29 protein-coding genes are annotated in these 25,786 nt (G+C 70.5%); 19 read left to right on the forward strand and 10 right to left on the reverse strand.

What is annotated here, in order from left to right; all coding sequences use genetic code 11:
• Positions 1 to 199 precede the first annotated feature (199 nt).
• Positions 200 to 829, forward strand: coding sequence for an ATP-binding protein (locus tag ACYBSK_RS04165; protein WP_460245202.1), 630 nt, complete (start codon positions 200 to 202; stop codon positions 827 to 829).
• A gap of 80 nt (positions 830 to 909) precedes the next feature.
• On the forward strand, positions 910 to 1,167 hold the full coding sequence (locus tag ACYBSK_RS04170; protein WP_460245203.1) for a hypothetical protein: 258 nt from the start codon (positions 910 to 912) through the stop codon (positions 1,165 to 1,167).
• 43 nt (positions 1,168 to 1,210) lie between these two features.
• Here the strand turns inward: ACYBSK_RS04170 and ACYBSK_RS04175 are convergent, their stop codons facing one another.
• Positions 1,211 to 1,954, reverse strand: a complete 744-nt coding sequence (locus ACYBSK_RS04175; protein ID WP_460245204.1) for an HNH endonuclease — start codon at positions 1,952 to 1,954, stop codon at positions 1,211 to 1,213.
• Between the two features lie 172 nt (positions 1,955 to 2,126).
• On the opposite strand from ACYBSK_RS04175, the gene ACYBSK_RS04180 reads away from it, so the two are divergent.
• The gene (locus tag ACYBSK_RS04180; RefSeq protein ID WP_460245205.1) at positions 2,127 to 3,260 is read left to right on the forward strand and encodes a DNA cytosine methyltransferase; all 1,134 of its coding nucleotides are present in this window, start codon (positions 2,127 to 2,129) and stop codon (positions 3,258 to 3,260) included.
• Here ACYBSK_RS04180 and ACYBSK_RS04185 read toward each other — a convergent pair.
• From ACYBSK_RS04185 to ACYBSK_RS04200, 4 genes are all read right to left on the reverse strand, one after another.
• The gene (locus ACYBSK_RS04185; protein WP_460245206.1) at positions 3,257 to 3,664 is read right to left on the reverse strand and encodes a very short patch repair endonuclease; all 408 of its coding nucleotides are present in this window, start codon (positions 3,662 to 3,664) and stop codon (positions 3,257 to 3,259) included. The genes ACYBSK_RS04180 and ACYBSK_RS04185 overlap by 4 nt on opposite strands.
• Before the next feature lie 99 nt (positions 3,665 to 3,763).
• Positions 3,764 to 4,738: a NaeI family type II restriction endonuclease gene (locus tag ACYBSK_RS04190; RefSeq protein WP_460245207.1), complete on the reverse strand. Its 975-nt coding sequence runs from the start codon at positions 4,736 to 4,738 to the stop codon at positions 3,764 to 3,766.
• Between the two features lie 310 nt (positions 4,739 to 5,048).
• Positions 5,049 to 5,324 (reverse strand): hypothetical protein, encoded by a 276-nt coding sequence (locus ACYBSK_RS04195; RefSeq protein ID WP_460245208.1) that lies wholly within the window; start codon positions 5,322 to 5,324, stop codon positions 5,049 to 5,051.
• Between the two features lie 60 nt (positions 5,325 to 5,384).
• Positions 5,385 to 6,455 (reverse strand): SEC-C metal-binding domain-containing protein, encoded by a 1,071-nt coding sequence (locus tag ACYBSK_RS04200; protein WP_460245209.1) that lies wholly within the window; start codon positions 6,453 to 6,455, stop codon positions 5,385 to 5,387.
• A gap of 139 nt (positions 6,456 to 6,594) precedes the next feature.
• On the opposite strand from ACYBSK_RS04200, the gene ACYBSK_RS04205 reads away from it, so the two are divergent.
• From ACYBSK_RS04205 to ACYBSK_RS04215, 3 genes are read left to right on the forward strand one after another with little or no spacing between them, the layout of a single operon-like run.
• Positions 6,595 to 7,443: a class E sortase gene (locus ACYBSK_RS04205; RefSeq protein ID WP_460245210.1), complete on the forward strand. Its 849-nt coding sequence runs from the start codon at positions 6,595 to 6,597 to the stop codon at positions 7,441 to 7,443.
• A gap of 30 nt (positions 7,444 to 7,473) precedes the next feature.
• Positions 7,474 to 7,677: a DUF3311 domain-containing protein gene (locus ACYBSK_RS04210; RefSeq protein WP_460245211.1), complete on the forward strand. Its 204-nt coding sequence runs from the start codon at positions 7,474 to 7,476 to the stop codon at positions 7,675 to 7,677.
• Positions 7,678 to 7,715: 38 nt separating this feature from the next.
• Positions 7,716 to 9,167, forward strand: a complete 1,452-nt coding sequence (locus ACYBSK_RS04215) for a sodium:solute symporter family protein (protein ID WP_460246958.1) — start codon at positions 7,716 to 7,718, stop codon at positions 9,165 to 9,167.
• A gap of 60 nt (positions 9,168 to 9,227) precedes the next feature.
• Here ACYBSK_RS04215 and ACYBSK_RS04220 read toward each other — a convergent pair whose 3' ends face one another.
• The gene (locus tag ACYBSK_RS04220; protein WP_460245212.1) at positions 9,228 to 10,658 is read right to left on the reverse strand and encodes an MFS transporter; all 1,431 of its coding nucleotides are present in this window, start codon (positions 10,656 to 10,658) and stop codon (positions 9,228 to 9,230) included.
• A gap of 120 nt (positions 10,659 to 10,778) precedes the next feature.
• Between ACYBSK_RS04220 and ACYBSK_RS04225 the strand changes: the two genes are divergently transcribed.
• From ACYBSK_RS04225 to ACYBSK_RS04255, 7 genes are all read left to right on the forward strand, one after another.
• Positions 10,779 to 11,309 (forward strand): winged helix-turn-helix transcriptional regulator, encoded by a 531-nt coding sequence (locus ACYBSK_RS04225; RefSeq protein WP_457475465.1) that lies wholly within the window; start codon positions 10,779 to 10,781, stop codon positions 11,307 to 11,309.
• A 46-nt stretch (positions 11,310 to 11,355) separates the two neighbouring features.
• Complete coding sequence (locus tag ACYBSK_RS04230) at positions 11,356 to 11,673, forward strand: DUF6412 domain-containing protein (protein WP_460245213.1); 318 nt, start codon at positions 11,356 to 11,358, stop codon at positions 11,671 to 11,673.
• A gap of 81 nt (positions 11,674 to 11,754) precedes the next feature.
• The gene (locus ACYBSK_RS04235; RefSeq protein ID WP_457475467.1) at positions 11,755 to 12,516 is read left to right on the forward strand and encodes a YidC/Oxa1 family membrane protein insertase; all 762 of its coding nucleotides are present in this window, start codon (positions 11,755 to 11,757) and stop codon (positions 12,514 to 12,516) included.
• Between the two features lie 145 nt (positions 12,517 to 12,661).
• Positions 12,662 to 13,519, forward strand: coding sequence for a fumarylacetoacetate hydrolase family protein (locus ACYBSK_RS04240; RefSeq protein ID WP_457475468.1), 858 nt, complete (start codon positions 12,662 to 12,664; stop codon positions 13,517 to 13,519).
• A 63-nt stretch (positions 13,520 to 13,582) separates the two neighbouring features.
• Positions 13,583 to 14,140 (forward strand): hypothetical protein, encoded by a 558-nt coding sequence (locus ACYBSK_RS04245; RefSeq protein ID WP_457475469.1) that lies wholly within the window; start codon positions 13,583 to 13,585, stop codon positions 14,138 to 14,140.
• Positions 14,141 to 14,273: 133 nt separating this feature from the next.
• A complete protein-coding gene (locus ACYBSK_RS04250; RefSeq protein ID WP_457475470.1) occupies positions 14,274 to 15,026 on the forward strand; it encodes a S1 family peptidase in 753 nt (250 codons plus the stop codon).
• 45 nt (positions 15,027 to 15,071) lie between these two features.
• The gene (locus ACYBSK_RS04255; RefSeq protein WP_457475471.1) at positions 15,072 to 16,808 is read left to right on the forward strand and encodes a hypothetical protein; all 1,737 of its coding nucleotides are present in this window, start codon (positions 15,072 to 15,074) and stop codon (positions 16,806 to 16,808) included.
• Here the strand turns inward: ACYBSK_RS04255 and ACYBSK_RS04260 are convergent.
• From ACYBSK_RS04260 to ACYBSK_RS04275, 4 genes are read right to left on the reverse strand one after another with little or no spacing between them, the layout of a single operon-like run.
• The gene (locus ACYBSK_RS04260; RefSeq protein ID WP_460245214.1) at positions 16,780 to 17,190 is read right to left on the reverse strand and encodes a nucleotide triphosphate diphosphatase NUDT15; all 411 of its coding nucleotides are present in this window, start codon (positions 17,188 to 17,190) and stop codon (positions 16,780 to 16,782) included. The genes ACYBSK_RS04255 and ACYBSK_RS04260 overlap by 29 nt on opposite strands.
• Before the next feature lie 10 nt (positions 17,191 to 17,200).
• Complete coding sequence (locus tag ACYBSK_RS04265; protein WP_457475473.1) at positions 17,201 to 18,070, reverse strand: radical SAM protein; 870 nt, start codon at positions 18,068 to 18,070, stop codon at positions 17,201 to 17,203.
• A gap of 51 nt (positions 18,071 to 18,121) precedes the next feature.
• Positions 18,122 to 18,622, reverse strand: a complete 501-nt coding sequence (locus ACYBSK_RS04270) for a heme-degrading domain-containing protein (RefSeq protein WP_460245215.1) — start codon at positions 18,620 to 18,622, stop codon at positions 18,122 to 18,124.
• Complete coding sequence (locus ACYBSK_RS04275) at positions 18,619 to 19,701, reverse strand: Gfo/Idh/MocA family protein (protein WP_457475475.1); 1,083 nt, start codon at positions 19,699 to 19,701, stop codon at positions 18,619 to 18,621. Before ACYBSK_RS04275 ends, ACYBSK_RS04270 begins: the two co-directional genes overlap by 4 nt.
• A 79-nt stretch (positions 19,702 to 19,780) precedes the next feature.
• On the opposite strand from ACYBSK_RS04275, the gene ACYBSK_RS04280 reads away from it, so the two are divergent.
• From ACYBSK_RS04280 to ACYBSK_RS04305, 6 genes are all read left to right on the forward strand, one after another.
• Positions 19,781 to 20,899 carry an ROK family transcriptional regulator gene (locus tag ACYBSK_RS04280; RefSeq protein WP_457475476.1) on the forward strand — a complete coding sequence of 373 codons (1,119 nt, stop codon included), beginning with the start codon at positions 19,781 to 19,783 and terminating at the stop codon, positions 20,897 to 20,899.
• Between the two features lie 448 nt (positions 20,900 to 21,347).
• Positions 21,348 to 22,070 carry a hypothetical protein gene (locus ACYBSK_RS04285; RefSeq protein ID WP_460245216.1) on the forward strand — a complete coding sequence of 241 codons (723 nt, stop codon included), beginning with the start codon at positions 21,348 to 21,350 and terminating at the stop codon, positions 22,068 to 22,070.
• Positions 22,071 to 22,133: 63 nt separating this feature from the next.
• Entirely contained in the window at positions 22,134 to 22,901 is a 768-nt protein-coding gene (locus ACYBSK_RS04290) for a GntR family transcriptional regulator (RefSeq protein ID WP_460245217.1), read from the forward strand.
• Between the two features lie 156 nt (positions 22,902 to 23,057).
• Positions 23,058 to 24,137: an ABC transporter ATP-binding protein gene (locus tag ACYBSK_RS04295; RefSeq protein WP_460246959.1), complete on the forward strand. Its 1,080-nt coding sequence runs from the start codon at positions 23,058 to 23,060 to the stop codon at positions 24,135 to 24,137.
• A complete protein-coding gene (locus tag ACYBSK_RS04300; RefSeq protein ID WP_460245218.1) occupies positions 24,130 to 25,002 on the forward strand; it encodes a 2-aminoethylphosphonate ABC transporter permease subunit in 873 nt (290 codons plus the stop codon). Before ACYBSK_RS04295 ends, ACYBSK_RS04300 begins: the two co-directional genes overlap by 8 nt.
• Complete coding sequence (locus ACYBSK_RS04305; RefSeq protein ID WP_460245219.1) at positions 24,989 to 25,786, forward strand: ABC transporter permease; 798 nt, start codon at positions 24,989 to 24,991, stop codon at positions 25,784 to 25,786. The genes ACYBSK_RS04300 and ACYBSK_RS04305 overlap by 14 nt, the downstream gene beginning before the upstream one ends.

The following is a 25,786-nucleotide window of genomic DNA, read 5'->3' on the forward strand; positions in this document are numbered from 1 at the left end:
TGCGCCGGGAGAGTCCCGGATTTCTCAAACAGGCTAGGTGTGAGAGGAGTTGACGTACCAGAGGATTCACTCGATGGAGACTCGTGAGAAGTTACACAGCGAGACTTCTCTATGCCATGCTCGTGCACGTACCGCTACGCAGTGCAGTCGCGTGGACGCGGCGGGCGCAGCGCTGTGTGGCCTGGGAGGGAGCACGGCTATGGCCGACCACAACATCTCTTCTGAGAACCAACTCCGCTATGTGCTGCCCTTCGAGGCGGCCCCACTGGAGATACGGCGTCTGCGCCGGGAAGTCGCCGACGTCCTTGTCCGCTGGGCGCTCGATGCCCTCGTCGAGGAGGCTCAGCTCGTCGTGACAGAACTGGCGACGAACGTCCTGCACCATGTCGGCGCAGGTGCTGCGGCCACGTTGGTCCTTGAGGTGAGGCACGGCTGTTGCCGCGTCGAAGTCCATGACCAGAGCCATGCGATCCCGGTGCTTACGGAGGCAGGGTGCGGTGCGGAGTGCGGCCGGGGGCTCTATCTGATCGCGGCGCTCGTCGCGGAGTGGGGCATCTTGCTCACGGCGTCGGGCAAGGCGGTCTGGTGCGAATTGGGCCTTCCTGCAGAACAGTTCACGTCCGGCGTCAGGCGTGCCAACGACGCCCTTGAGGCGTATCAAGACCACCGGGGCCGCCCACTCCTGTTCGCGGTGAAGGCACCAACAGGCCTCGCCCAGCCCGCCGTTGAGCTGATCGCCGACCTCCTGCACTGGGCGGCGGCCCGGGGGTGTGACCCGGATGATCTGTTGGATCAGGCTGTGGTGCGCTACGAGGGGGAGGGGACGTGAGGGGCGGGGTCCGGGCGCTTATCCATCGTCTTTGGGTACAGGTCGGGCCGGGGGCCGTGCGCCGGCCAGCGGAGTGTGGTGTGGTGCTGGGTCCCGCGGAGGCCTTGGCGACGACGTTGGAAGCGGCCACGGAGCCGCTGCGCCTGCCAGCACACCGTTCCCCATATGGTCTGGATTCACCGATCAGCGGTGACGAGAACTTGCTGGTGCGTTCCTATCAGGCTGCGGTCGAGGAAATGCGCCGACGGGAGACGCAGGCGTACCGACGGTTGGCGTTGGTCTTGGCTGCCGATTTTGGCATGGATCTGGATGAGCGAGTAGCCGGTGCGGCGGCTTGAGATGGAGGACGTGGGCGGCGTGCTTTTCCTGGCCCGTCAGAGATCAGCTGCCGCCAGACTTCGCTATCTCGGCCTTCAGCTCGTCGGGGGTGCGCCAGGATTTGTCATCGAAGCTCTTGTGGCACATGCGGTGACAGTTGGCGCACAGGAGAGCCAAGTCGTCGAGTTGGGTCTCGGTCCGGCCCGATATGTGGAGAGGGAGTCGGTGATGCACCTCGATGTACCCGTTGCCGAGCCCGCCGTACGTCGTGTGGAAATCGAAGAGGCACACCTCGCAGCGAATGACCTGCCCGCGGCGGCGAACCTGCTCAAGCTTGAGGCGGCGCAGCTTGGGATCCCGCTCCCGTTTGCGAACCAGTCGCGGGATGAGTTCTCCCTCTCGGCCGACGGCGTCCTCGCCTTCGGCGGTGGTCTCATCCAGCGGCGGCAGGCCGTGCAGCTCTCCGGAGTTCATTCCGGCACGGATGGCGTCGGCGAGATCCATCATCTCGCCAGGGCGTTCCAGGAAGTCGCTGACTGCCTTCTGGGTGGGCCTGCCGCCGCGGGTTCGGGTGCCGCGATAGTCGGGATGGGCCGTGGCGATATCCGTAGTCTTCCGGCTGACGCTGTTCACAGACCGGAAGCTGGGGTCGTTGGCCGCGGTGTCCCGCCGGATCGGGAGCGAGCGGAGGAGGCTGGACAGGTCACGTACTCGCTCGTCAGTCTGTCGCAGTTCGCGCCAGCCGTTCTGGGCCACGAGCGCGCAGGCCAGCAGCAGTTCGTCTCGACTCCAGGGTGTCCTCGCCACGAGCGATATCGTACGGGTATTCGATGGCGTGTCGGGAGTGGCTGGAGTCGAGCAAGTGATGGCGCAAACTGGGGTGGACCGCGAAGTCAGTCGCGATGTCAGTGGCGTCTGTCACCCTCTGTAATGACTGGCGGTACGGGGCGTCAGCAGGGTTCGTGTAAGAGGAGGGTCCATGACCGGCACTGACCGGGACTACACATCGATTGAGATCTGCGCTGGTGCAGGTGGCCAGGCGATCGGCCTGCATGCAGCTGGTTTCCGGCATCTCGCGCTCGTCGAAATCGACAAGCACGCAGCGGCTACGTTGAGTAGCAACATCGACGTGCACCCGAAGTGGGAGTGGGAGCACCAAAACTGCGACGTGCTGTGCATGGACGTAGTGGAGTTCGAGCCGGAGGAGCACCTTCGGAAGAGCAAGGGTCTGTACCGCAAGGGTGAGGTGGACCTGCTCGCCGGTGGCGTTCCCTGCCCGCCGTTTTCCCACGCGGGAAACCAGCTCGGGAGGGACGACGAGCGGGATCTCTTCCCGCGAATCCTGCAGTTGGCGGACCAGGTCCGGCCCAAGGCCGTGATGATTGAGAACGTGCGCGGTCTTATGGACGCAAAGTTCGACGAGTATCGCAAGTGGATCTCTGATCAACTGGAAAAGATGAAGCCGGACGCTGACGGACTGCCCGGCTATGAGGTGGTCCAGTGGAAGGTCTTCGAAGCCGCCGACTTTTCAGTTCCGCAGCTTCGTCCGCGGTCGATTTTGGTGGCGTTCCGGGCTGATGTGCTCCAGGACCTGAAGTACGAGGAGCCGGTCGCGGGGACTGAGGTGCGTACGGTCTTCAAGGCGCTTGAGAAGACGATGGAGGAGCGCTTCAAGCCCTACCTTGACGGGCCTCGCGCAGCCGAAGCAAAGCGGATCCTTGATGGCTGGTCGCAGGATTCGGCTAGGGGGGTCGCCCCGACGCTGGTGGGTGGTTCGAAGAAGCATGGTGGTGCTGACCTAGGCCCCAGCCGCGCCAAAAAGGCATGGCGGGCACTCGGTGTCTCGGGTATGGGCGTAGCCAACGATCCGGAGGTTTGCCGGGAGAAGGGCACCGAAGACCGGGACCTGTTCGGCAAGGAAGGTCCCATGCTCACGGTTCAGCAGGCTGCGATCATCCAAGGGTTTCCTGAGTACTGGGAGTTTGTTGGCGGTAAGACGGCGCGCTATCGGCAGGTGGGTAACGCTTTCCCGCCACCGGTTGCTGAGGCCATCGGGAAATCGATCATCGAGGTACTGAAGGCGGCTCGCGGGCGAGACGGGGGCGCTAGCTAATTCGACCCTTTCTTGCGGTCGTTGAGGCCCTCGCGCCGACTTCTGACTTCGGCCGCAATCTGTTCTGCGCAGTCAGCGGATGGCTCGTGCTCCCAGAACCGGAGCACGAGCCATCCGGCTTCTGTGAGGCGTTGGTCAGTGTCCCGGTCGCGTGCCATGTTCCGGGCTACCTTGGCCGACCAATATCCGGGGTTTGTCTTAGGTGAGACGTAGTGCTTTGGGCAGCCATGCCAGTAACAGCCGTCAATAAATACCGCGACCTTCGACGGACGGAATACCATGTCGGCAGTGCGGCGAAGGCTGGGCAGCGGGCGTGCAGCGACGCGGTAACGAAGGCCCTGGGCGTGCACCAGCCGACGGATGAGCTGCTCCGGTTTGGTGTCCCTGCTGCGGATCGCCTGCATATTGCGACGTCTTGCAGCGGAGGAGGCCCAGGATCCTTCTGGCGGGTTCCATGCTGAGGATGGGTGCCCGTCGCTACTCATAGGGCCGTGCTCCGTTCGTCATGCCACTGGTGCGGGCGTATGTGCGTCCCCTTCGCGCCAGACCGTATAGATTTTCCCGTCAATCTCCGTGACGGGCCTGTTGGTTGCTCCTGGATCTGCCTTTGATAGGTGCACAGCTATCCAGGATCCCTTGTTGGGCACGGGGAGGCCCAGTTCGCGAGCGATTCTTGGGTGCTGGCCCTGATGTCCTAGAATCAAGATTCCCTCGGGGCGGAGGTGTATGCGCGCATCGCGCACGCGCTTAGGTCCGTCGTCTTGGCTCGCGACTGTGAGGACGGTGTTTCGATTTACTGGTTCTCCTTGCACTCGACGGAATAGCTCGTTTGTGCGCAGCTGGCCACCGTTTCCGCCGCCTCGGTGGCCTTCAGACGCACTGAAGATCGCCCTCCGATCCGACTCTCGGAGATTGAGCAACGTATTGGGCGGGATTTTTCCATTCTGAACAATCCACCGAATAGCGCGCCTTCCGATAGCGGAAGGGGTGCGCTTCCCGTCGCGATTTCTTCCCAGGTTGAGATAGCTATCGCAGATTCGAAGTAGCCCGACTTCGTAGCGGCCGCCGTGATCGTCGGCCTTCATTAGGAGGCAAATGTGCCCATCAGCCTCGCGCGGGATAGTCCAGTTGGCCTGGCTGGTGAATTTTGAGTCCGTTTCATGTCCGGCGATAAGGTTGTCCATGCGTTCTCCGCGTGGCAGGGAGAACTCGGAACGTAGAATAATTTCTACCTTTGTCCCCAGGTAGGTTTTTTCCGTCTTCTCGGCCTGGTTGATGTCGAATCGGCCGGTACGCTGTCCATCGAGTACCTCGTCGATGGACTGTCTGAAGACGTATCCGAATCTCTCTTCCAGGTTTGTCTGCTTTTTGAACCAGGTGAGCACTTCATCCAGAGGGGCATCCGCTTCTTGTGGAGTGCTTGCCCGGATAAGGTTCTGTGTGGCTTCAATGTCCCGAAATAGATAGTCATTCACCATTTACCTCGGTGGGAGTCGACGACAGCGGAATCAAGCGCTATGGCCGTGGATCTTAGATGGTTGGCTCCTGGCCGCGCAGGTGTCCGAAGAGTGGGGTGCCGGAGGCAGTGATCTTGTCTTTGCCGCCGACGATGTCGATATGAGCCGCGGCATGCCGGGGAACCGGGAGCCGTGGCGCAGGCTCGCTGCTCTCAAGAGGCGGCGGCATGCCACCTCGCGCCAAGTGCCGCGGGAACCCTGTCCGCTCATGTAGGCCGAACTGTGCCGGACAGCGAGATGGATCACGCTATGCGCGACATTCTCCCCGCGCTCAGTCCTCTTCCCGCAAAAACGTCACCTGGTTGCTGCCCTCCATCACCCCGCCCCGCCGCCACGCCTCTTCTAGCGCTGGGGACGGAAAGTGCTGTCGGAGGCGGTCGATGTTCTGGAAGCGGAACAGGACGACTGCCTCGTGAGGGTCGTCCATGTTCCGGGTGACGGTCACCGTTTCGAGGCCGAGGGTGGCGCGCTGGGCGTCGAGAGAGTCGAAGGCCTTGCGCCACTGGGTGTAGTCCGTGAACTTCTGGCGGATCAGAAGGAGTGGCATGCCCGGCATCGTAGGCGGAGGAGTGGTCCGTCAGTAGAGGGGCGAAGGGGTGGTCCGCCGTCAGGCCCCCGCCCCATGACACACCTCATACGCGTTCCCCGACCCGCACCAGCACTCCGCCCCCGCCGCCGGCGGCCACGGCACCGCGCGGCCGCGGGCGGCCAGGGTGGTGGCGTACTGGGGGAGGAGGTTCGGGTCGGAGGGTGGGGTGGCTTCGGAGGCGGCGAAGGCTTCGTAGGAGGGGACCGTGCCCGTGACGATGCCGAGGTTCTGGGTGCCCGATGCCGCCAGTTCGCGCAGGGATGCTTCCGTGGACGTCAAGTGGGCTTCGTACGAGGGGTATTCGGATGACAAGGACGGGTACGCCGAGAGGAGTTCCGTGTACTCGGACGATGGCCAGTGCAGTACCGCCACCGGGAACGGGCGGGACAGGGCCTCCCGGTAGTTGCCCAACTCCGCGCGGATGCGGGTGATTTCCGCTTCGAGTTCCGCCGGGTTCTCCGAGCCGAGCGCCCACACCCGTTTCGGGTCGTGGAGTTCGTCCAGGGACACCGACGTGCGGTTGACCTCGTCCGCCAGGCCGTCCCACGCGTCGTGGTCCACGCCCAGGAGGCGGCGGACGCGGTGGCGGCCCAGCAGGAGGGCGTGCTTGGCGAGGGGGATGCCGGTGCCGCCCGCGTCGCGCTCGGCGTCCGGGACCAGGAGCTCCAGCGCCTCCGTGAACGTCTCGTGGGCCTGTTCCAGCTCGTCGTGGGACTCCAGGGACTCCGCCACGATCACCCACGGCGCCGGGTCCCGCGGGGCCGCCGTGCGGACGCCCGTGATGATCGCGCGGGCCTCCGCCTCGTGGCCGTACTCCCAGAGGTTCGCCGCCTTCAAGGCGCGGACCAGGGCCGGGGACTGGAGGTCGCCCTGGAGGCCGGTGCCGGCCAGCAGGTTGTCGTAGAGGGTGGTCGCGCGGTCGCGGGCCTCGGCCAGTTCGTAGTGGGCCGCGGCCTGGACGAGCAGGTGCTCCGCGTCTTCGGGGTACATCGCCGCCGTGCGCTCCAGGCGCTCGGCTTCCGCGACGTGGTTCGCTCGGTCGGTCGTGGGGGTCGGCTCGGCGGGCGTGCCAGGGGTGTCGGGGCGCATGGTGGACACCGTACTGCCGGAACGCGGGCGAAGGACCGGCCCGATCGGGTCGGGCGCCCGTCGCGACCGTGCCGCGGCCCTGGTGACTTCGCGCCCCGCGATCTATCTTGCGCGCGTGCTGCCGCAACGTGTGCAATCCATGCAACGTGGGCGACGTCCGCGCGCCGACCGGCCCGCCGTCGTCGCCCAGGGGCCGACGCCCCGGGCGCCCGTCCGGCGCGCCCTGTGGAACGGCGCCGAGGTCGCCGTCACCCTCGGCGCCGTCGTGCTCCTGCTCGTCGTGCACCAGCTGTGGTGGACCAACAGGGAGGCCAAGGCCGGCGCCGACCGGCAGGTGCGGGCCCTTGAGCGGCAGTGGGGCGGGGACCGGTCGTCCTCCGGGGGCGCCGACTCCCAGGACCGTGGCTCCGAGGGCCGGCCCTCCGAGGACCCCGGCCCCGGCGGCAACGGCTCCTCCGGCGACGCGTCGTCCTCCCAGACCGATCCGCGGTCCGATCCCCGGTCCGCCGCGAGCCACCCGGCCAACGCCCCCGACTGGGACCAGGCCTACGCCATCCTCGGCATCCCCCGCCTCGGCCTCCGCGCCCCCGTCGCCCAGGGCGTCAGCAAGTCCGGGGTCCTCAACCGCGGCTACGTCGGCCACTATCCGGGCACCGCCCAGCCGGGCCGCTCCGGGAACTTCGCGCTCGCCGGGCACCGCAACACCCACGGCGAACCGTTCCGGTACATCAACCGGCTGCGGCGCGGCGACACCCTCACCGTGGAGACGAAGTCCGCCTCGTACACGTACGTCGTCGACAAAACGCTCGCGCAGACCTCGGCCGGGGACGGAGGTGTGATCAATCCCGTGCCGCGCAGCGGCGTCGTGCCGTCGGCCGGGTACAGCGACCCCGGGTACTACATCACCCTCACCACCTGTACGCCCGAGTTCACCTCCAAGTACCGGCTCGTGGTGTGGGGGAAGCTCACCGCCATGCGTCCCCGGTAGCGACCGGCACCCCGGTTAAGCTGCCGTTTCGTGAACAAACGGCCCCATCTGCTCTGGCTCCTCGTCCCCTTCGTGCTCTACATCGGCGCGCTGCCCTTCGTGAACCGCGTCGAACCCGTCGTGTTCGGGCTGCCGTTCCTGTTCGTGTGGTTGCTCGGGGCCACGCTGCTCACCCCCTTCGCCGTCTGGCTCACCTGGCGCGGTGACCACGCGATGCGTGAGGCCGCGAAGTGAGCAACGCCGCCGTCGCCACCACCCTCTTCGGCGTCTTCATGGTCGCCACCGTCGGCCTCGGACTGCTCGCCGTGCGCGGGCGCGGCAGCGGGGGCGGGCTCGCCGAGTGGTCCGTGGGCGGGCGGTCGCTGGGGGCCGTCTTCGTGTGGGTGCTGATGGCGGGGGAGGGGTACACCAGCTTCAGCTACCTGGGCGCCGCCGGGTGGGGGTACAACTACGGCGCCCCGGTGCTGTACGTCGTCGCCTACATGTCCTGCGGGTACGCCATCGGGTACGTCGTCGGGCCGCTGCTCTGGTCGTACGCGCGGCAGCACGGGCTCGTGAGCATCACGGACATGGTGGCGCACCGGTACCGCAGGCCCTGGCTCGGCGCCGCGGTCGCGGTCCTCGTCACCGTGTTCCTGCTCCCGTACATCCAGTTGCAGATCACGGGCATGGGCGTCGTCGTCTCGACGATCTCCTACGGTGCCGTCAGCCTCAACTGGGCCTACTTCGTCGGCTTCGCCGTCACCACGCTGTTCGTGGTCGTGAGCGGGTTGCGGGGGAGCGCGTGGGTGTCGGTGATGAAGGACCTGCTCGTCATCGTCACCCTCGCCTTCCTGGCCTTCTATGTGCCGCTGCACTACTTCGACGGCTACGGGCCGTTCCTCGACCGGCTCGTCGAGGAGAAGAGTGCCTGGCTCACCCTTCCCGGGAGTGGTGGATCGCCGTACGGGGAGGGGTGGTTTGCCACCACGACCTTCCTCAACGCCCTCACCGTCGTCATCTTCCCGACCACCGTCGCCGGATATCTGGGCGCGCGCAGCGCCGACGCCCTGCGGCGCAACGCGATGTGGCTGCCCGCGTACAACGTGCTGCTGTTCGTGCCGATGTTCCTCGGGATGGCGGCGCTGTTCGTCGTACCAGGCCTCACCGGGGCCGACTCGAACCTCGCGCTGTTCAAGCTCGTCGTCGACTCGCTGCCCGCGTGGGTCGTGGGGATCGTCGGGGTCGCGGCGGCGCTGTCGTCGATCGTGCCGATGGCCGTGTTCATGCTGGTCATCGGGACGATGTGGGGGAGCAGCGTCTTCTCCCTCGTGCCGCGGTGGCGGGGGTCCTCCCCGGCGCAGAAGACCGGGGCGCAGGCCGTCGTCGTGATCGCCGGCTCGCTCGCGCTCGTCCTCACGTACGCCGCGCCCAACACCCTCGTACGGCTCTCCCTCATCTCGTACGAGGGGATGGCGCAGCTCGTGCCGATGCTGTTGGTGGGGCTCGTGTGGCGGCGGCTGAGTCTCGCCGGTGCGCTGAGCGGGCTCGTGGTGGGCGTCGGGGTGGTGTGCGGGCTCGTGTTCAGCGGGCACGATCCCGTGTTCGGGGTGAACGCCGGGATCGTGGCGCTCGCCGTGAACCTCGTCGTGACGCTGGTCGTGACGTACGCGCGTCCCGCCGACCGGGACGAGCGGGCGGACGAGGACGTACTGGCGCGGGATCCGGTCGGGGCGGCGGGGTAGCCGCTCCCACCGGGCACCGGGCGGCGCGCGCTCGGGAGAACTCCCTTACCGGAAGCGCATTCAGGGCCGCTCGGGCACCGGCCGCCGCTCCCGCAGCGCGAGCAGCAGGAACGCCGCCGCCAGTGCCAGCACCGCCGATGCCGCGAGCGCCGCGTTCGTGCCCTGGTCCAGGGCGTGGCGCGTGGTCCCGGTGGACGTGGCGAGCGCGATCATCAGGGCCACGCCCGCCGCCGAACCGATGTACCGGGACGTGTTGTTGGCGCCCGAGCCCATCGCCGCCCGGTCGGCCGGCACCGAGTCGACCGCGAGCAGCGGCAGCGCGGCGTTCAGCAGGCCGCTGCCGATGCCGGAGACGACGAGGCCCGGCAGCAGGCGCCGCCAGTCGCCGGAGCCGGCCGCGCCCAGCATCGTCGCGACGGCCAGCGCGTGCAGGGCGAAACCGGCGGCGAGCTGGTGGCGCGGCGAGACGCGGCCCGCGAGGCGCCTCACCTGGAGCGCCACCACGAACGACGTCCCTGACCAGAGCACGAACAGGCCCGCCGTGCCCATCGCCGTCACGCCCATCGTGTGCTGCACGAGCGTGGGGACGTAGCTGAAGAGCGCCACGACGGCGAAACCGGTGAAGAACGCACCGGCCGTCGACGCCAGGAAGAGCGGGCGGCGCAGCAGGGACAGGTCGATCATGGGCGTGCGGCTGCGGCGCTCGATGACGGCGAACGCCGTCAGGAGGACGGCCGTCGCCGCGAGCAGGACGCCGACGGGGGCGCGCAGCCAGCCGTCGCGGCCGAGGGTGAGCGCCGCGAGGAGCGCGACCAGGGCGAGGCCGAGGGTGAGGGCGCCGGGCAGGTCGGGGCGGCCGCCGCGCGGAGAACGGGATTCGGTGAGCGCCCGGGGCGCGAGGACCGCGACGACGACCGTGGCCAGGGCCAGGACCCCGTACGCCCAGCGCCAGTCGGCCAGGTCCGTGACCGCGCCCGCGAGGACCGGGCCGAGCGCGATGCCGCCGCTGACGAACGCGCCCCAGACCCCGGTGGCCCGCACCCGGCCCGCCGGGCTCGGGAACGCGTGCACCAGCAGGCCCAGGCTCGCGGCCAGGATCGCCGCCGACGCCGCGCCCTGCGCGATCCGGGCGAGCGTGAACAGGAGGGTGTTCGTGGCGAGCGCGCCGAGCGCGGTCGTGACGGCGAGCAGGGCGGTGCCGAGGACGAAGGCGCGGCGCCGCCCGTAGTCGTCGGCGAGGCTGCCCGCGACCAGGAGCAGCGCGGCGAGGCCGAGCGGGGTGCCGTTGAGGAGCCAGGCCTGGGCGGAGAGTCCCGTGTGCAGGGACGCGGCCGTGTCGGAGAGCGTGATCATCGGCGCGGTGTACGTCATCAGGGCCACGGCCGTCGCCGCGCTCGTGACGGCGAGGGTGGCGGTGGGGCGGGGCGGCGCCGCCGTCGGGGAGGCGGTGTCGCGCGGCGCCTGGGTGCGTACGGGCTGTGGCTGTGGCATGGGTGGACCCATCCAGTCTCAGGGCTCAGGTTCAGTGAATGAACCAACCGGGTCCGACGAACGTAGCACGGTAGGTTCGGTCACTGAACCGAGAAGCTGGAAAGTGGCTACAGTGGGGGCATGGCTCTCGGCAAGGACTACGCGTCGCAGGAGTGCTCGCTCGCCCGCGCACTGGAGATCGTCGGCGAGCGCTGGACGCTGCTCGTCGTGCGCGACGCGCTCTACGGAGTGCGCCGCTACAACGACTTCCTCGTCCACCTCGGCATCCCGCGCGCCGTCCTCGCCTCCCGGCTCCAGGCGCTCACCGCCGCCGGAGTCCTGGAGAAGCGGCAGTACCAGGACGCGCCGCCGCGCCACGAGTACGTCGTGACCCGGCACGGGCGCGGGCTGTGGCCCGCGGTGCGGGCGCTCGGCGCGTGGGGCCGGGAGATCCCGGGGGCGCTGCCGATGCGCGAGTTCCGGCACGCCGCGTGCGGGACGCCGCTCGGGGTCGTCGGCGAGTGCGCGACGTGCGGGGGCGGGCCGGTCGAACTGGAGGACGTCGAGATGCTGCCGGGCGCCGGGCTCGACCCCGACCCCGCCGATCCGGTCAGCCGGGCGCTGCTCGAACCGCGACGCCTCCTCCAGCCGGTCGTGACCGAGCCTGTATAACTGGCAGGACGAACCGACCGCACGAGCGGCGAGAGGAGGCAGGCACATGGCACGCACGACCAGCGGCATCACGGCGCTCCGGCCCGTCGCCCTGCTGCTCTTCGTCCTCCTCGGCTCGGCGCTCGTCGACACCGGCAGCTTCGTCGGCGCCGTCGCGCTCGCCGCGACCGCCGCCGCGGGCTCCGCGCTCGCCGCCTGCGCCGTCCTCGCCGCGCGCTCCGCGCCCACCGTGCCGCGCACCCGCGTACGCACCGCGATCCGCGACCGCGAGCGGCGCACCGCGTTCCTGCCACAGCGCGATCCCGACGCCTCCGGCCGCCCCAGGCCCCGAGCACCCGGACGTCCCGTCCCGACGGCCCGCTGAACCCGTCCCGGGTTCGCGGTCCGTCACGCCGACTCAGCTCTTCCTGATTCCGGCACGACGAGACCCCCGGAGGGCTCACCCATGTCGTCGTTCATGTCCGTTTTCGCCAGCCTGGTCGAGCACCTCGCCGACCTTCTCCAGCCGCTGCTGCACGCCTCCGCGACCGCCGCCGCGATCGTCCTGTTCACCGCGTTCGTACGCCTCCTCGTGCACCCGCTGTCGCGGGCCGCGGCGCGCGGGCAGCGGGAGCGGGCCAGGCTCCAGCCGCGCATCGCCGAACTGCGCAAGAAGCACAAGAAGAACCCCGAGGAGATGCAGAAGGCCATCATGGCGCTGCACCGCGAGGAGAAGGTCTCCCCGCTGACCGGCTGCCTGCCGATGCTCTTCCAGATGCCGGCGTTCTTCCTGCTCTACCACCTGTTCTCCAACAGCAGCATCGGCGACGAGCCGAACGCGCTGCTCGGCCACACCCTCGGCGCGGCCCCGCTCGGCGGCCGGTTCCACGACGCGCTCGCGCACGGCGGGCTCTTCGGGGAGCAGGGGCTCGTCTACGTGGCGCTGTTCGCGCTCGTCGCCGTCGTCGCGACCTTCAACTACCGGCGCACGAAGCGCCAGATGGCGCAGGCGCCGGGGCCACAGGGCGACCAGCCGGTGCCGGGCATGGCGGCGATGGGCAAATTCATGCCGCTGATGTCCTTCTTCACCCTGTTCACGGTGGCCTTCGTGCCGCTCGCCGCCGCGCTGTACGTCGTCACGTCGACGACCTGGAGCTCCATCGAGCGGGCCGTCCTCTACCGGGACATGCCGTACGCGGGCGGGGCGGCGGCCGCGCCCGCGCTCTGAGGCCACGCTGAGCGGCGGGGCGGGTCCAGTCCGTGAACGAGGTATTGCGGACTGGACGTTCTCCTTGGAGGATCGACCAGTCCTCCGATGGCTGCACGCCGCACCGGGCCGTGGAGGCTCCTCCTACTGCAGAGGGAGTTACACCATGAAGCTGCTCCGAGTCGGTCCCGCCGGAGCCGAGCGCCCCGCGCTGCTCGACGCCGACGGCACCCTGCGCGACCTGTCGGAACTCGTCACGGACGTCGACGCGGCGCTGCTCGCGGACGACGCCGCGCTGGAGCGCGTACGGGCCGCCGCCGCGTCCGGGAGCCTTCCCGCCCTCGACGCGTCGGGGCTGCGGGTCGGCCCGCCGGTGGGCCGGATCGGCAAGGTCGTGTGCATCGGGCTGAACTACCACGACCACGCGGCGGAGACCGGCGCCGAGCCGCCCGCCGAGCCGGTCGTGTTCTTCAAGGCGGCCGACACGGTGGTCGGGCCCGACGACACGGTGCTCGTGCCGCGCGGCTCCGTGAAGACGGACTGGGAGGTCGAGCTGGCCGTCGTCATCGGCCGCACGGCCCGCTACGTCGACTCCCACGAGGCGGCGCTCGCGTGCGTCGCCGGATACGCGGTGGCGCACGACGTGTCCGAGCGCGAGTTCCAGATCGAGCGCGGCGGCACCTGGGACAAGGGCAAGAACTGCGAGACGTTCAACCCGCTCGGCCCGTGGCTCGTGACCGCCGACGAGGTCCCGGACCCGCAGGCGCTCGGCCTGCGCCTGTGGGTGAACGGCGAGCTGAAGCAGGACGGCACCACGGCCGACCAGATCTTCCCGGTCGCCGAAGTGGTCCGCTACGTCAGCCAGTTCATGACGCTGTACCCCGGCGACGTCATCAACACCGGGACCCCGGCGGGGGTGGCGATGGGGCAGCCCGAGCCGAAGCCGTATCTGCGGGCGGGGGACGTGGTCGAGCTGGAGATCGACGGTCTCGGGCGGCAGCGGCAGGAGTTGAAGGGGGCGTAGGCCCCGTCGGCGGCGGTCGGCGTTCCCGGTCTGCCGGGAGCGCCGACGCGGCATGATGGCGTCGTGCGACTGACAGCGGTCGAAGCCGCGCTCACCGGCGCGGCGCTGGGGTCCCTCACCACGTTCTGCACGGCGTGGTTCATCCAGCGCGCCACGGCTCGGCGCGAGCACGACGGCCGCGTCTGGGAACGACGGCGGGCGGTGTACGACGACACGGTGGTCGTGATGCACCGGATCGGGCGGCTGCGCGACGAGGTCGAGGACACCGGCAGGATTCCCCCGCGCCCCGCCGGCGCCCCGGATCCGCTCGGCGACATGGTCCCCGTGGTCGCCCGCATGGACATCTACGGAACCGACGCGCTGCTCCAGGCCTGCGAGGAGGCCTCGGAGGCGATGGACGGCTGGCACTGGGCATGGGGCGTGTGGACCAGGCAGCGCGAGACCAACCCCCGGCGCAGCAGGACCGACCCGCTGTGGGTGAAATTCCTGGACGCCGTGCAGAGATCGAAAGCGGCTGAGAGCCGGGTCATCGAGCTGTTGCGGGCCGAATTGCATTCCGCACGGCCGCCCAAGTGGTGGAAGGTGCGGGAGAGACGGGAATGGCGGCAGAGGCGGAACTGAACGGCGGTCTCCGATTTCCTTCCGGCATATTCGCCAAGAAGTGCCGACAATCCGGCGCCGCTGAAACCGTTCCTGGCTACCATGGCGTCTTCCGGGCGAAAGCGGGGGTCGCTCCGGGGCAGGACGGGGGCCCGTGGTGCACGACGAGTTCTTCATCGAAATCTTCCGGAACGACTGCCGTCTGGGTTCGGGCGTACGGCTCACCCGGGACTTCGCTCTCACCGCGGCGCACTGCCTCGACAAGGGTGAGCTCGAGGACGCGGTTCCGGTGCGGCTGCGGCTGCCGGACGGCAAGCATGTCCGGGGGGAGGTCCAGGACCACGACGAACTGTCCGACCTCGCGCTGCTCAGGATCGTCTTCCACCGGGACGAGGACATCCAGTTGCCGGGTGTGTGCTTCGACGTCGCCTCCGAGGGCGAGCTGTGGCAGGCGACCCACCAGCCTCCGGACAACGGACAGGTCCTGGCCGGTACGGTCGCCGAGGTCGCCGGCCTGTACCGGCGGACGACCGAGGGAGCCGAGATCAGCGCCCTGCGTCTGCTCTGTCACCAACCCCCGGACGACTACCGCAAGTTCGCCGGCAGCCCAGTGGAGCGCGGCGACCCCTATCACCCGCCCGTCGTCCTCGGGCTCATCGTCAAGCGCCGGTCGGGAGCGGCACCCCCGGAGTCGGTCCACGCGGGCACCGTGCGGGAGGCCGTCCGACGGTTCGAGTGCTTCCGCATCGAGGACCTGGGCCGGGAGCCGTATCCCAGGTCCGTGAGCCCGTACCGGGTGGAGCCCATCGAGTCGGCGCACGAGCCGGACATCAGGGCCGCCGTGCGCAAGGCCCTCGACGAGGCGGGCTACTCGGCCCTGGTGCGACCGCAGTGGAAGCGCCGCTGACCACACCCTGGCCGGCAGCGGTCCGGCGGTATCCCAGGAGGGACCATGACCACGACCGAGAACCTGGACGACGCCATAGCGGCCGCCGAGGAAATGCTCCTGGCGCCCACCGAGCCGCGCAGAAGCGACAAGGACAGCCTCGCGGACCGGGTGAAGAACGTCGCCAGGCCGCAGCACCCCGCCGCCTGGCCACAGGACTCCGCCGAGCGCCTCACACATCTCGCCAAGCTGCTCGGCGCGCTCCGCATGAAGACCCTCTCCTTGTCCGTGGTGGGCATGACGCTGCGGCACATGGAGATCTCGGAGGCGGACGACGAGGTGTACACGGCCTCCGTCTGGAACGAACTGGGAGCGCTGCTCGCCGAGCACGGAGAGCTCGAACGGTCCAAGCTCATCCTGTGCTGCGCCCTCAACCGGGCGAAGCGGGGCAGCGGCGTCCCCGACCGCGGCCGGATCCTGGCCAACCTGGGAGCGGTGAGCCTGCGCATGGGGGACGTCGCGGACGCCGATGTCTGGGCCGACAAGGCGCTGCGCGAACTGGACACGTGCGGCGACGAGGACCACGAGGCACGGATGATCGCGGACTGGGTGCGGCTGGAGGTCGCCAGGTCCGGTACGGACATCACCCGGCTCGGCGCCGCGATCGACGAGTTCGACCGGTCCGCCGATGTCGTCATCCGCCGCAAGGGCGGCGCCCACCCCACGGCCATCGCCGCGCGACGTGCCCTCGCCACGGCGAAGTCCGAGACGGCGGCCGCGACGCACGACGTGGGGCGCGGCGAGCAGGGGCTGGGCGAGATGGAGATCGTCAAGCTGAACGCGGCCGCGCTGCTCGGGGCCCGCCACCGCGAGACCATCGTCGCCCAAGCGGCCCTGGCCGTCGCCGAGTTCGAGGCGGCGAGCGGAAGTTCGGGCAGCCCGCCGCGCCGCAAGCGAGCCGTGGCCCTGCTGGAGTTGGCCGAACAGGCGGCGGTGGACGTGCTGGGACGTGGCCATACGCAGACCCTCGCCATCCGGGAGGCGCTGGCCCATCTGCGGGCGGCCACCGTCGAGCCCGACGATCTGCCCTACCTCATCGACTACACCTACACGCCCCAGGAGAACGACCTGCGCAATGCCGCGAAGCGGGCGGCCATTGAGGCGGAGGACAACGTCATCCGTCTCATCGCTCAGGCCGGAGCCTCCTATTTCCTGGGCGACCTGGACATCTTCTACTGGCAGATCAGGGCCGCCCTGCGGCGCGGAACGCTTTTCCACGTGATTCTCGGCAGCCCCTGGAACCCGCTCGCCACATCCCGGGGCCATGCCAGGGACGCGGAGCGCGCCGGTGAGGACATCGTGGCGAGGGTGAAGGCGGGCGACTACTACCTGAAGACGTATCGACCCGTCATCCGCTCCTATCTGGCGCTGCGCGACGAGTTCCCGGGCAAGGTGGAGCTGAAGCTGACCAACATCGATCTGCCCGGTTCGACCCTGCTCACCTCGGAAGTGAGCTTCTTCGAGCCGTACACCACCATGAATCTGGACGACAGGACGCGCCGTGGCCTGAGGGCCTTCGAGCAGAAGTTCCTCAAGGACAGCCAGTACCACGTGGACAGCCTGGCCGATTTCCTGAAGGACTGGGCGCAGGCCAGCACGTGGGAGCACTTCGGGGTGCACGAGGAGGAGCACAAGAACCGGTTGCGGGCGCTGGCGGCCACGCAGTCCGACGACCGGCTGAGCAAGCGGAACGACGAGTCGGACGGCGACGGGTTCACAGACGGTGCAGGGCGCCGGTCCTGATGCTCCCGAGCACGTCGACCGAGCCGACGAAGAGCTCGTCGGGCAGCGCGTCCAGCGGCCAGAACTCCCAGCGCAGGCATTTGTCCGGCTCGCGTACGCGGATGTCGCCCGTGTAGTCGATGACCTCCACGCCGATCTGCATGTGGTGGTTCGCGGCCGGGTCGGGGTCGGTGACACAGACGACCCGCAGTTCCAGGGCGTGGACGCCCGTCTCCTCGGCCAACTCCCGTCGGGCGGCCCCCGTCAGGGACTCGCCCACCTCAAGATGTCCGCCGGGGAGCCCCCAGGTGCCGGCCCCGAAGCAGTTGGTTCGCAGGCCGAGCAGGACGTCGTCGTCACGGCGGACGATGGCCTGGACGCCTACGCGTACGTTTCGGGTCATCAAAGACTCCTCACGCATCGGGGTACGTACCGTCGAAGTTCTCGGCGTTGCGTGACGGGACGATCAGTTCGGCGGGGTGCAGTGTCCCCGCGTCCAGCCTCTCGAAGAGATTCCCCTCCCTGCGTTCCCCACTCTCGTCCACGACGACGATCTCGCAGTCCGGGTCGATGAAGAAGTAGCTGCCCGTGCGTGTGGAGTTGCGATAGACGCGCAGCGGTACTCCGCGCTGGGCGGCGGCCTCACGGCACCGGTCGACGACCGACTCGAACTCGTCGTCCCCGACGGAGAGCCAGTCCCGGTTGTCCGCACCGTAGTTGGTCTCGGACATCTGGTAGACCTTCCACACGTCCGGCAGCGAGGCGTCGTCCTCGATGAGGTCGAGGACGCCCGGCGCCCCCTTCGTGTTGAGGCGCGTGACGACCGTGCCCAGCTTCACGCGGACGTGCTGATGGTTCTTGCGGACCTCCCTGAGAAGGCCGAGAGCCTTGTCGCGGTGGGGTGCGACGCCGGTGCGCAGAAGCCTGTGCTCGGCCTCGTCCCGGGACTCCAGCGGCAGGGCGATCCACGAGAGGTGGGGCAGCACCTTCTCCATGGCGCGCAGCGGGGCGAGGCCGTTGGTGCTGAGAACGACGCGCGGGCATCGCCCGTCCGCCAGCGGCGCGCTCAGCGTCCGGACCAGATCCCGGAGGTAGGGCAGCAGGGTGGGCTCGCCGCCCGAGATGACGACGCCCTGCACGCCTCCGGCCCGAAGGACGGAGGCGACTCGCAGGGCGTCGTCCTGGCCCATGGTCTCGACCTCGTGGCGCGGGCCGAAACAGAAGGGGCAGCTGAGATTGCAGCGGCCGATGGGGCGCAGATCTACGAAGGGGGGCAGCTGCATGGGGACATAGAAGCGCAGCCGGGGTGTGAGGCGGACGCTTTTGTTAAGAGTTCACTCGGGTGAGGAGTGGGACCCCTCGCCCGCGACGAAGCGTTCCAGGGCTTCCACCACCAGTTTGTGGTCCTCCACCTGCGGCAGGCCCGACACCACCACCGTGCCGACGACGCCCGCCCCGCGCACCGTGAGGGGGAACGCTCCGCCGTGGGCCGCGTAGGTGTCCGGGTCGAGGCGGGAGGCGGCCTCGAACGTCGTGCCCTTGGCGCGGAAGCGGCTGCCGACCAGGTACGACGAGGCGTGGTAGCGCTCGACGACGCGGCGTTTGCGGGTGATCCAGGCGTCGTTGTCCGGGGTCGAGCCCGGCAGGGCCGCGTGGAAGAGCTGCTGGCCGCCGCGGGTGATGTCGATGGCGACGGGGGCCTCGCGTTCGCGGGCGAGGTCGACCAGGAGGTTGCCGAGGGTCCAGGCGTCGTCGTACGTGAAGGAGTTCAGTACGAGGCGGCGTTCCTGGGCCTCCAGTTCCGGGATCTGCGGGGCGCCCTCGGGGTTCGTCACAGGGTCACCACCTTGGCGTCGCGGGCCGAGACACGGGCCGCTTCGAGGACGTCGAGCGCGTCGGCGGCCTGCGTGGCGGGGACCGGGTTGGGGGCGCCGTCGCGCAGGGCCGCGGCGATGGCGGCGTAGTACGCGGGGTAGTCGCCGTCGGCCGTCGGCAGCGGGCGGCCGCCGCCGGTGAGGGGGGACTCGCCGGAGCCGACGCGGCCCCACAGGGACTCGGACTCCACGCCCCACGGCTTGCCCTCCGCCGGGCGCTTGCCGTCGCGCAGAGCCGCCTCCTGGGGGTCGAGGCCGTACTTGACGTAGCCGGCCTGCGAGCCGAGGACGCGGAAGCGCGGGCCGAGCTGGGCCGTGGTGGCGGAGACGTAGAGGTGCGAGCGGACGCCGTTCGCGTGGGTGATCGCGATGAACGTGTCGTCGTCGGCCTCGGCGCCGGGGCGGCGCACGATCGACTCGGCGTAGACGGAGACGGCGGGGCCGAACAGGACCAGGGCCTGGTCGACGACGTGGCTGCCGAGGTCGTACAGCAGGCCGCCGATCTCCTCCGGGTCGCCGGACTCGCGCCAGCCGCCCTTCGGCTGCGGGCGCCAGCGCTCGAAGCGGGACTCGAAGCGCCAGATGTCGCCCAGCTCGCCGTCGGCGAGGAGCTTCTGGAGCGTCAGGAAGTCGTTGTCCCAGCGGCGGTTCTGGAAGACCGACAGCAGGACGCCCTGCTTCTCGGCCAGCTCCGCGAGCTCGCGGGCCTCGGCCGCGGTGCCCGCGAGCGGCTTGTCGACGACGACCGGGAGGCCCGCCGCCATGGCGGCCTTCGCGAGCGGTACGTGCGTCTTGTTCGGGGAGGCGATGACGATCAGGTCGAGCTCGTCCGCGTGCGCCCACAGTTCGTCGGGGGAGGAGACGAAGCGCAGGTCGTCGCCGTGCTCGGCGCGGGCCTGGGCCTGGCGCTCGGGGTTCGAGGTGACGACCGTGTCGAGGGTCAGGCCCTCGGTCGCGGCGATCAGCGGGGCGTGGAAGACGGAGCCCGCCAGGCCGTAGCCGACCAGGCCCACGCGGAGAGCAGCACTCGTACCAGTCATGCCCCCACTTAAGCAACGGTGTTGCCAAAGTGCAAGCGCGGGGGACAATGGGCTGGTGACAGCACACGTGAGGAGGACCATGGCCGCGACGGTGGGCGCGAACCTGAGCGCCCTGCGCGGGCACAACGCGGCGCTCGTGCTCGATCTGCTGCGGACGGCGGGGGAGGACGGGATAAGCCGCCTGGAGCTCGCCGAGCGCACGGGGCTGACCCCGCAGGCCGTCAGCAAGATCACGGCGCGGCTGCGGGGCGACGGTCTCGCCGTGGAGGCGGGGCGCCGGGCGTCCACGGGCGGCAAGCCCCGGACCGTGCTGCGGCTGCTGGCGGGGGCCGGGCACGCGGTGGGCCTGCACCTGGACCGCGACGAGCTGCGCACGGTGCTCGTCGATCTGTCCGGGGCGGTGGTGGCGGCGCGGCGCGCTCCGCTCGATCTCGGGGCGGGCGCCGACGCGGTGCTGGGGGCCGCGGCCTGCGAGGTGGACTCGTTGCTGGACGCGGACGGCGGGCGCAGCGTGCTCGGGGTGGGGGTCGCGGTGCCGGGGCCGCTGGACCACGCCGAGGGGGTGCTGCACCGGGTCACGGGGTTCGCGCAGTGGGACGGGTTCCCGTTGCGGGACGCGCTCGCGGAGCGGCTCGGGCTGCCGGTCGTCGTGGACAAGGACACGAACGCGGCGGCGCTCGGGCTCGCGCTGGCGCTGGAGGGCGAGGCGGAGCCCTCCTTCGCGTACCTCCACCTCGGTACGGGGCTGGGGGCGGGTCTCGTGCTCGACGGGGCGCTGTACCGGGGCGCGCGGACCGGCGCGGGGGAGTTCGGGCACCAGGTGATCCAGCTGGACGGGCCGGTGTGCGGGTGCGGGAACCGGGGGTGCATCGAGGCGCTCTGCCTCGCGGCGGTCGGCGAGGGCGCGGAGCGGGGGCTCGACGAGGCGGCGCGGGTGCTGGGGGAGGGGGCGGCGAACCTGGTGAGCCTGCTCGACATCGACGCGGTGGTGCTGGGCGGGCGGACCGTCGCGGCGCACGAGGAGCGGTTCGTCCGAGGGGTGCGGCGGGTCGTCGCGGCGCGCGCCCAGCGGGAGGGCGGCGGCCCCGCGATCCCCGTGCGGGCGGCCCCCGGCGGCGACACCCTCGCGGTGGAGGGCGCGGCCCACATGGTGCTGGCGCCCCTGTACGGACGCGCTCCCGCGAGCGGGCGGAGGTAGCGGTTGCCGGTCGGCGCGGGGTGCCGAGGGTCTGCGTCGTGGTCGGCGCCCGTCGTCCCCGTTGCGCGGCACCGTGCGCCGCCTTGCCCACCCTGCCGCCCCTGGCGGCAGATTGCCCAAGGCGGGCCGTGACCGGCGGCAGCGTGCCCGTGGCGGTCGCCCTTTCGAGCCCCTCCGGCGATTGAGGAGCGGGGTCCGGGGTGGCGCCCCGGGGGTGGCGCCCCGGCGCAGGTGATCCGCTCCGGGGCGGGGCCCCGGGGGTGGCGCCCCCGGCGCAGGTGATCCGCTCCAAAGCGGAGCTCCGTGGTGGCGCCCCCGGCGCCGGGGATCCGCCACCCGAGGGAGCCGCTCGGGGTGTCGCGGCGTACGCACCCCACCCGCCCCACCCGCGATGGAAGGGTTCTGGCCCACGACTGTCGGTCAAGTCCGCGACCAGCAAAGGCCCTCCATGCGACTGATGCGACCGCGCCGCCCGCTCACCCTCGGCGTCACCGCCACCGCCGCCCTCGCCCTCGCGACCGCCACCCCCGCACCGGCCACCGCCACCGCGGACACCGGCACCAGGGCCTGCGCCGCCGACCGCGGCGGCGACTTCCCGATCGACACCCGTATCGACGAGGGCCCCACCACCTACCACCCCGGCGCCGCCGCCCGGCACTTCACGCTCGACCTCACCAACACCACCGCCTCCCGCTGCGCCGACCTCCACCCCGTCCTCGTACTGGTCGACCAGGAACGGGCGTTGACCCCCCGGCGCATCCGCCTCGAATTCCGGGACGGCGCCCGCTGGCGTCCCGTCGACTTCGAGCGGACCGAGGCCCGCGAGAACGTCGGCGTCTTCGCCGGCTTCCCGGGGTTCTCGGTCGGCGCGGGCGAGACCGTCACCGTCGATGTACGCCTCGCGTTCGCTGACGGCGCCCGCTCCGGCCGGGTCGTCGCGAACGCCGCGCTCGTCCGCCGCAGGGACGACGACGGCGACTGGGTCGGCGAGTCCGACGACTACCCGTTCACCATCGAGGAGTCCCCCGCCGCCCCGGCCGCCACGGACGAACTCGCCCGGACGGGCACCCAGCGCGCCACGCTCGGGCTGGGCATCGCCTCCGGGGCGCTGCTGCTCGCCGGCGCGGCCCTCGTGGTCGGCGCCCGCCGCCTGCGCGCCGCCGCCCGCTGACCCCACCCGCCGCCAACGGCGTACGCCCCCGAACCGTTCACCCTCGTCTGCGACCATCCCCGCGTGGACTACCCGAACGACCAGGCCCCCGGCGCCCCCGTGCGCGACGGCATCCCCGAGCACGGCCGGATTCCGAAGTACTACGCCGTGAAGGCCCGCATCGCCGCGCTGATCGACGCGTTGGACGAAGGCGCCGCCCTCCCCGTCGAGCGCGAGCTCGCCCTGCGGTACGAGGTCGCCCGCGAGACCGTGCGGCAGGCGCTGCGCGAGCTGCTGCTCGAAGGACGGTTGCGGCGTCAGGGGCGCGGCACCGTCGTCGCGGGCCCGAAACTCGCCCAGCCGCTGTCCCTCGCCTCGTACACGGAAGGCGTGCGCAGACAGGGGCGGCGCCCCGGCCGGACCCTCATCGGCCTCGAACGCTTCCCGTGCCCGCCCGCCCTCGCCGCCGAGACCGGCTTCGAACGCGGCGAACCCGTCTGGCACATGGAGCGCGTCCTCCTCGCCGACGACGAGCGCGTCGGCCTCGAATCGACCTACGTCTCCGTGGCCCGGATGCCGCGCCTCGACACCGATTTCGACCCCGACTCTTCGTTCTACGCCTACGTCCACGACCGCCTCGGCATCGAGTTCGGCTCGGCCGACGAGCGCATCGAGACCGTGCTCGCGACGCCGCGCGAGGCCCTGCTCATCGGCACGCCGCCCGCGCTGCCGATGCTGCTCATCCACCGGATCTCGTACGACACCGGGCGCCGCGCCACGGAACGCGTGCGGACGCTTTACCGGGGGGACCGGTTCTCGTTCACCACGCGTTTGGGCGCGGACGGCTGGTAACTCCCGCTCCCAGGGCGCTGGTTGACCTCCCGATTCTCACCCCAATAACAGAACGGTAACGGGTCTGGTCCAAGCTTGGGTGCCCGTTCACCCTCCCGTTGCCGCGCCGCTCCGCCCGGGACATCCGCCGCCACGAGCGTGGCCGCCGTGAGAGACATCGACCAGAAGCTGAGCGGCATCCGGTTCGACCGGGTGTCGGTCGCGTACGGCGGCACCACCGTTCTCGACTCCCTCGACCTGACCGTCGAGCCCGGCGAGGTGATGGCCCTCCTCGGCCCCTCCGGCTCGGGGAAGACCACCGCGCTGCGCGCCGTCGCCGGGTTCGTGCGGCCCGCGTCCGGCCGGGTGTTCCTCGGCGGACGCGACGTCACCGACCTGCCGCCGCACCGCCGCGGCATCGGCATGGTCGTGCAGAGCTACGCGCTCTTCCCGCACCTGCGCGTCGAGGACAACGTCGCGTTCGGGATGCGCGCGCAGAAGGTGCCCAAGGGCGAGATCCCCGCCCGCGTCGCCGAGGCCCTCGAACTGACCGGCATGGCCGCCTACGCCAAGCGCCACCCGCGCGAACTCTCCGGCGGGCAGCAGCAGCGCGTCGCCATCGCCCGCGCCCTCGCCGTCCGGCCGGGCGTGCTGCTGCTCGACGAGCCGCTGTCCGCGCTCGACGCGACGCTCCGCTCCGGGATGCTCGCCGAACTGGCGCGCCTGCACCGCGAGTTGCCCGACGTCTCGATCCTGTACGTCACCCACGACCAGGTCGAGGCGCTCACCCTCGCCGACCGCATCGCGGTCATGGACCGGGCCCGCCTCCAGGACGTCGGCACGCCGCAGGACCTGTACCGGCGCCCCCGCACCGAGTTCACCGCCTCCTTCGTCGGCAACGCCAACCTCCTCCCGGTGACGGTCGGCACGGACTCCGTCTCCCTCGGGTCGACCGAACTGAAGGTCCCGGCGCCGGGCGACGTGGCCGCCGGGGCCACCGCCACCCTCTGCGTCCGCCCCCACCTCGTCGGCCTCGGCGAAGGCCCCAACTCCCTGACGGGACAGGTGACCGAGGTCCAGTGGCGCGGCTCCACCCACCGCCTCCACGTCGACATCGACGGCCACCGCCTCAAGGCCGACCTGCGCGAACTGCGCGAGCCACCGGCGCTCGGGGACCGGATCACCGTGCACTTCGCACCGGAGGACGCGGTGCTGCTGGCCTCGGGGGTCGCTTCGGAGGTGGCCAGGCATGGCTAGCACGACGCTCGCCGCGCCCCGCCAGGGTGCCACCAAGTCCCGTACAGCACGACGAGGTTGGATATGGGCGCTGCCACCCGTCGCCGCTCTCGCCGTCGTGTTCCTCTACCCCCTCCTCCTCGTCGTTCAGCAGTCCCTCACCCCCGACACCGGCGGCACCTCCCTGGAGCCGTACGCCGATGTCTTCGCTTCCGCCGCGTTCCGCGAGGCGCTCGGCACGACGGTGTGGCTCGCCGTCGGGTCGACCGCGGGCTGTCTCGTCCTCGGGTTCGCGCTCGCGCTGATCGTCGCGTTCGTGCCGTTCCCCGGCGCGAGGGCCGTCGCCCGCTTCATCGACGTCTTCCTGTCCTTCCCGTCGTTCCTGATCACGCTCGCCCTGCTGTTCGTCTACGGGCAGGTGGGCATGGCCAACGGGCTGTGGACGGACGTCACCGGGGCCGCCACCGGACCCTTCCGGTTCCTGACCACGCCGTGGGGCGTGCTGCTCGCCGAGATCACGTACTTCACGCCGTTCGTGATGCGCCCGCTGCTCGCCGCGTTCTCGCAGGTCGAGACGGGACAGCTGGAGGTCGCGGCGTCGCTCGGGGCGCGGCCCGCGCGGATCGTGCGGCAGGTGATCCTGCCGGAGGCGCTGCCCGCGCTCGCCGCCGGCGGCAGCCTCGTCCTCGTCCTTTGCCTCAACGAGTTCGGCATCGTCCTCTTCACCGGCGCCAAGGGCGTCACGACGCTGCCGACCCTCGTCTACAGCAAGGCGATCCTCGAATCCGACTACCCGGGCGCCTGCGTCGTCGCGGTCGTCAACGTCCTTGTCTCCGTGAGCCTTTACGGCCTGTACCGGGTGGTGAGCCGTCGTGCTCGTGCATAGCCGGACCGGCAGGTGGGCCGCCTGGGCCCTCTTCTTCGTCCTGTTCCTGCCCCTCTTCGCCCTTCCGCTCCTCGTCGTCCTCGCCGCGTCCTTCGCCACGAACTGGTCGGGCGCCCTGCCCTCCGGATTCACCGCCGGGCACTACGCGGCGGCCACCCGCGGCGAGTCCCTGTCCGCCCTGACCACCAGCCTCGTCACGGCCGTCACCGCGAGCGTGCTCGCGCTCGTCGTCGGCGGCTGGGCCGCGCTGGCCGCCGCCGCGCTCGGGAAGCGCGGGCGCCGCTTCATGGACGCGCTGTTCGTGCTGCCGGTCGCCGTGCCGTCCGTGGTCGTCGGCCTCGCCGTCCTCGTGGCGTTCTCCCGGCCGCCGATGCTGCTCAACGGCACCCGCTGGATCGTGATCATCGCCCACACGATCCTCGTCACCGCGTTCGCCTACCAGTCCGTCTCCGCCGCCCTCCGGCGCCTCGACCCGGTGTACGAGCAGGCCGCGGCCTCCCTCGGCGCCCGCCCCGCGTACGTGCTGTGGAAGGTGAAGCTGCCGCTGCTGCTGCCGTCCCTGAACGCCGCCGCGGGCCTCTGCTTCGCCCTGTCCATGGGCGAGCTGAGCGCCACGATGATGCTCTACCCGCCGGACTGGATGCCGCTGCCGGTGCGGATCTACGCGGCCACCGACCGCGGCTCCCTGTTCACCGGCTCGGCCGTCGCCGTGGTCCTGATGGCCGCCACGCTGCTCGTCCTGCTGGCCCTCTCACGGATCCGCAGCAAGGCCTCGTACCGCTGA

The organism is Streptomyces sp. BYX5S (genome assembly GCF_054724165.1).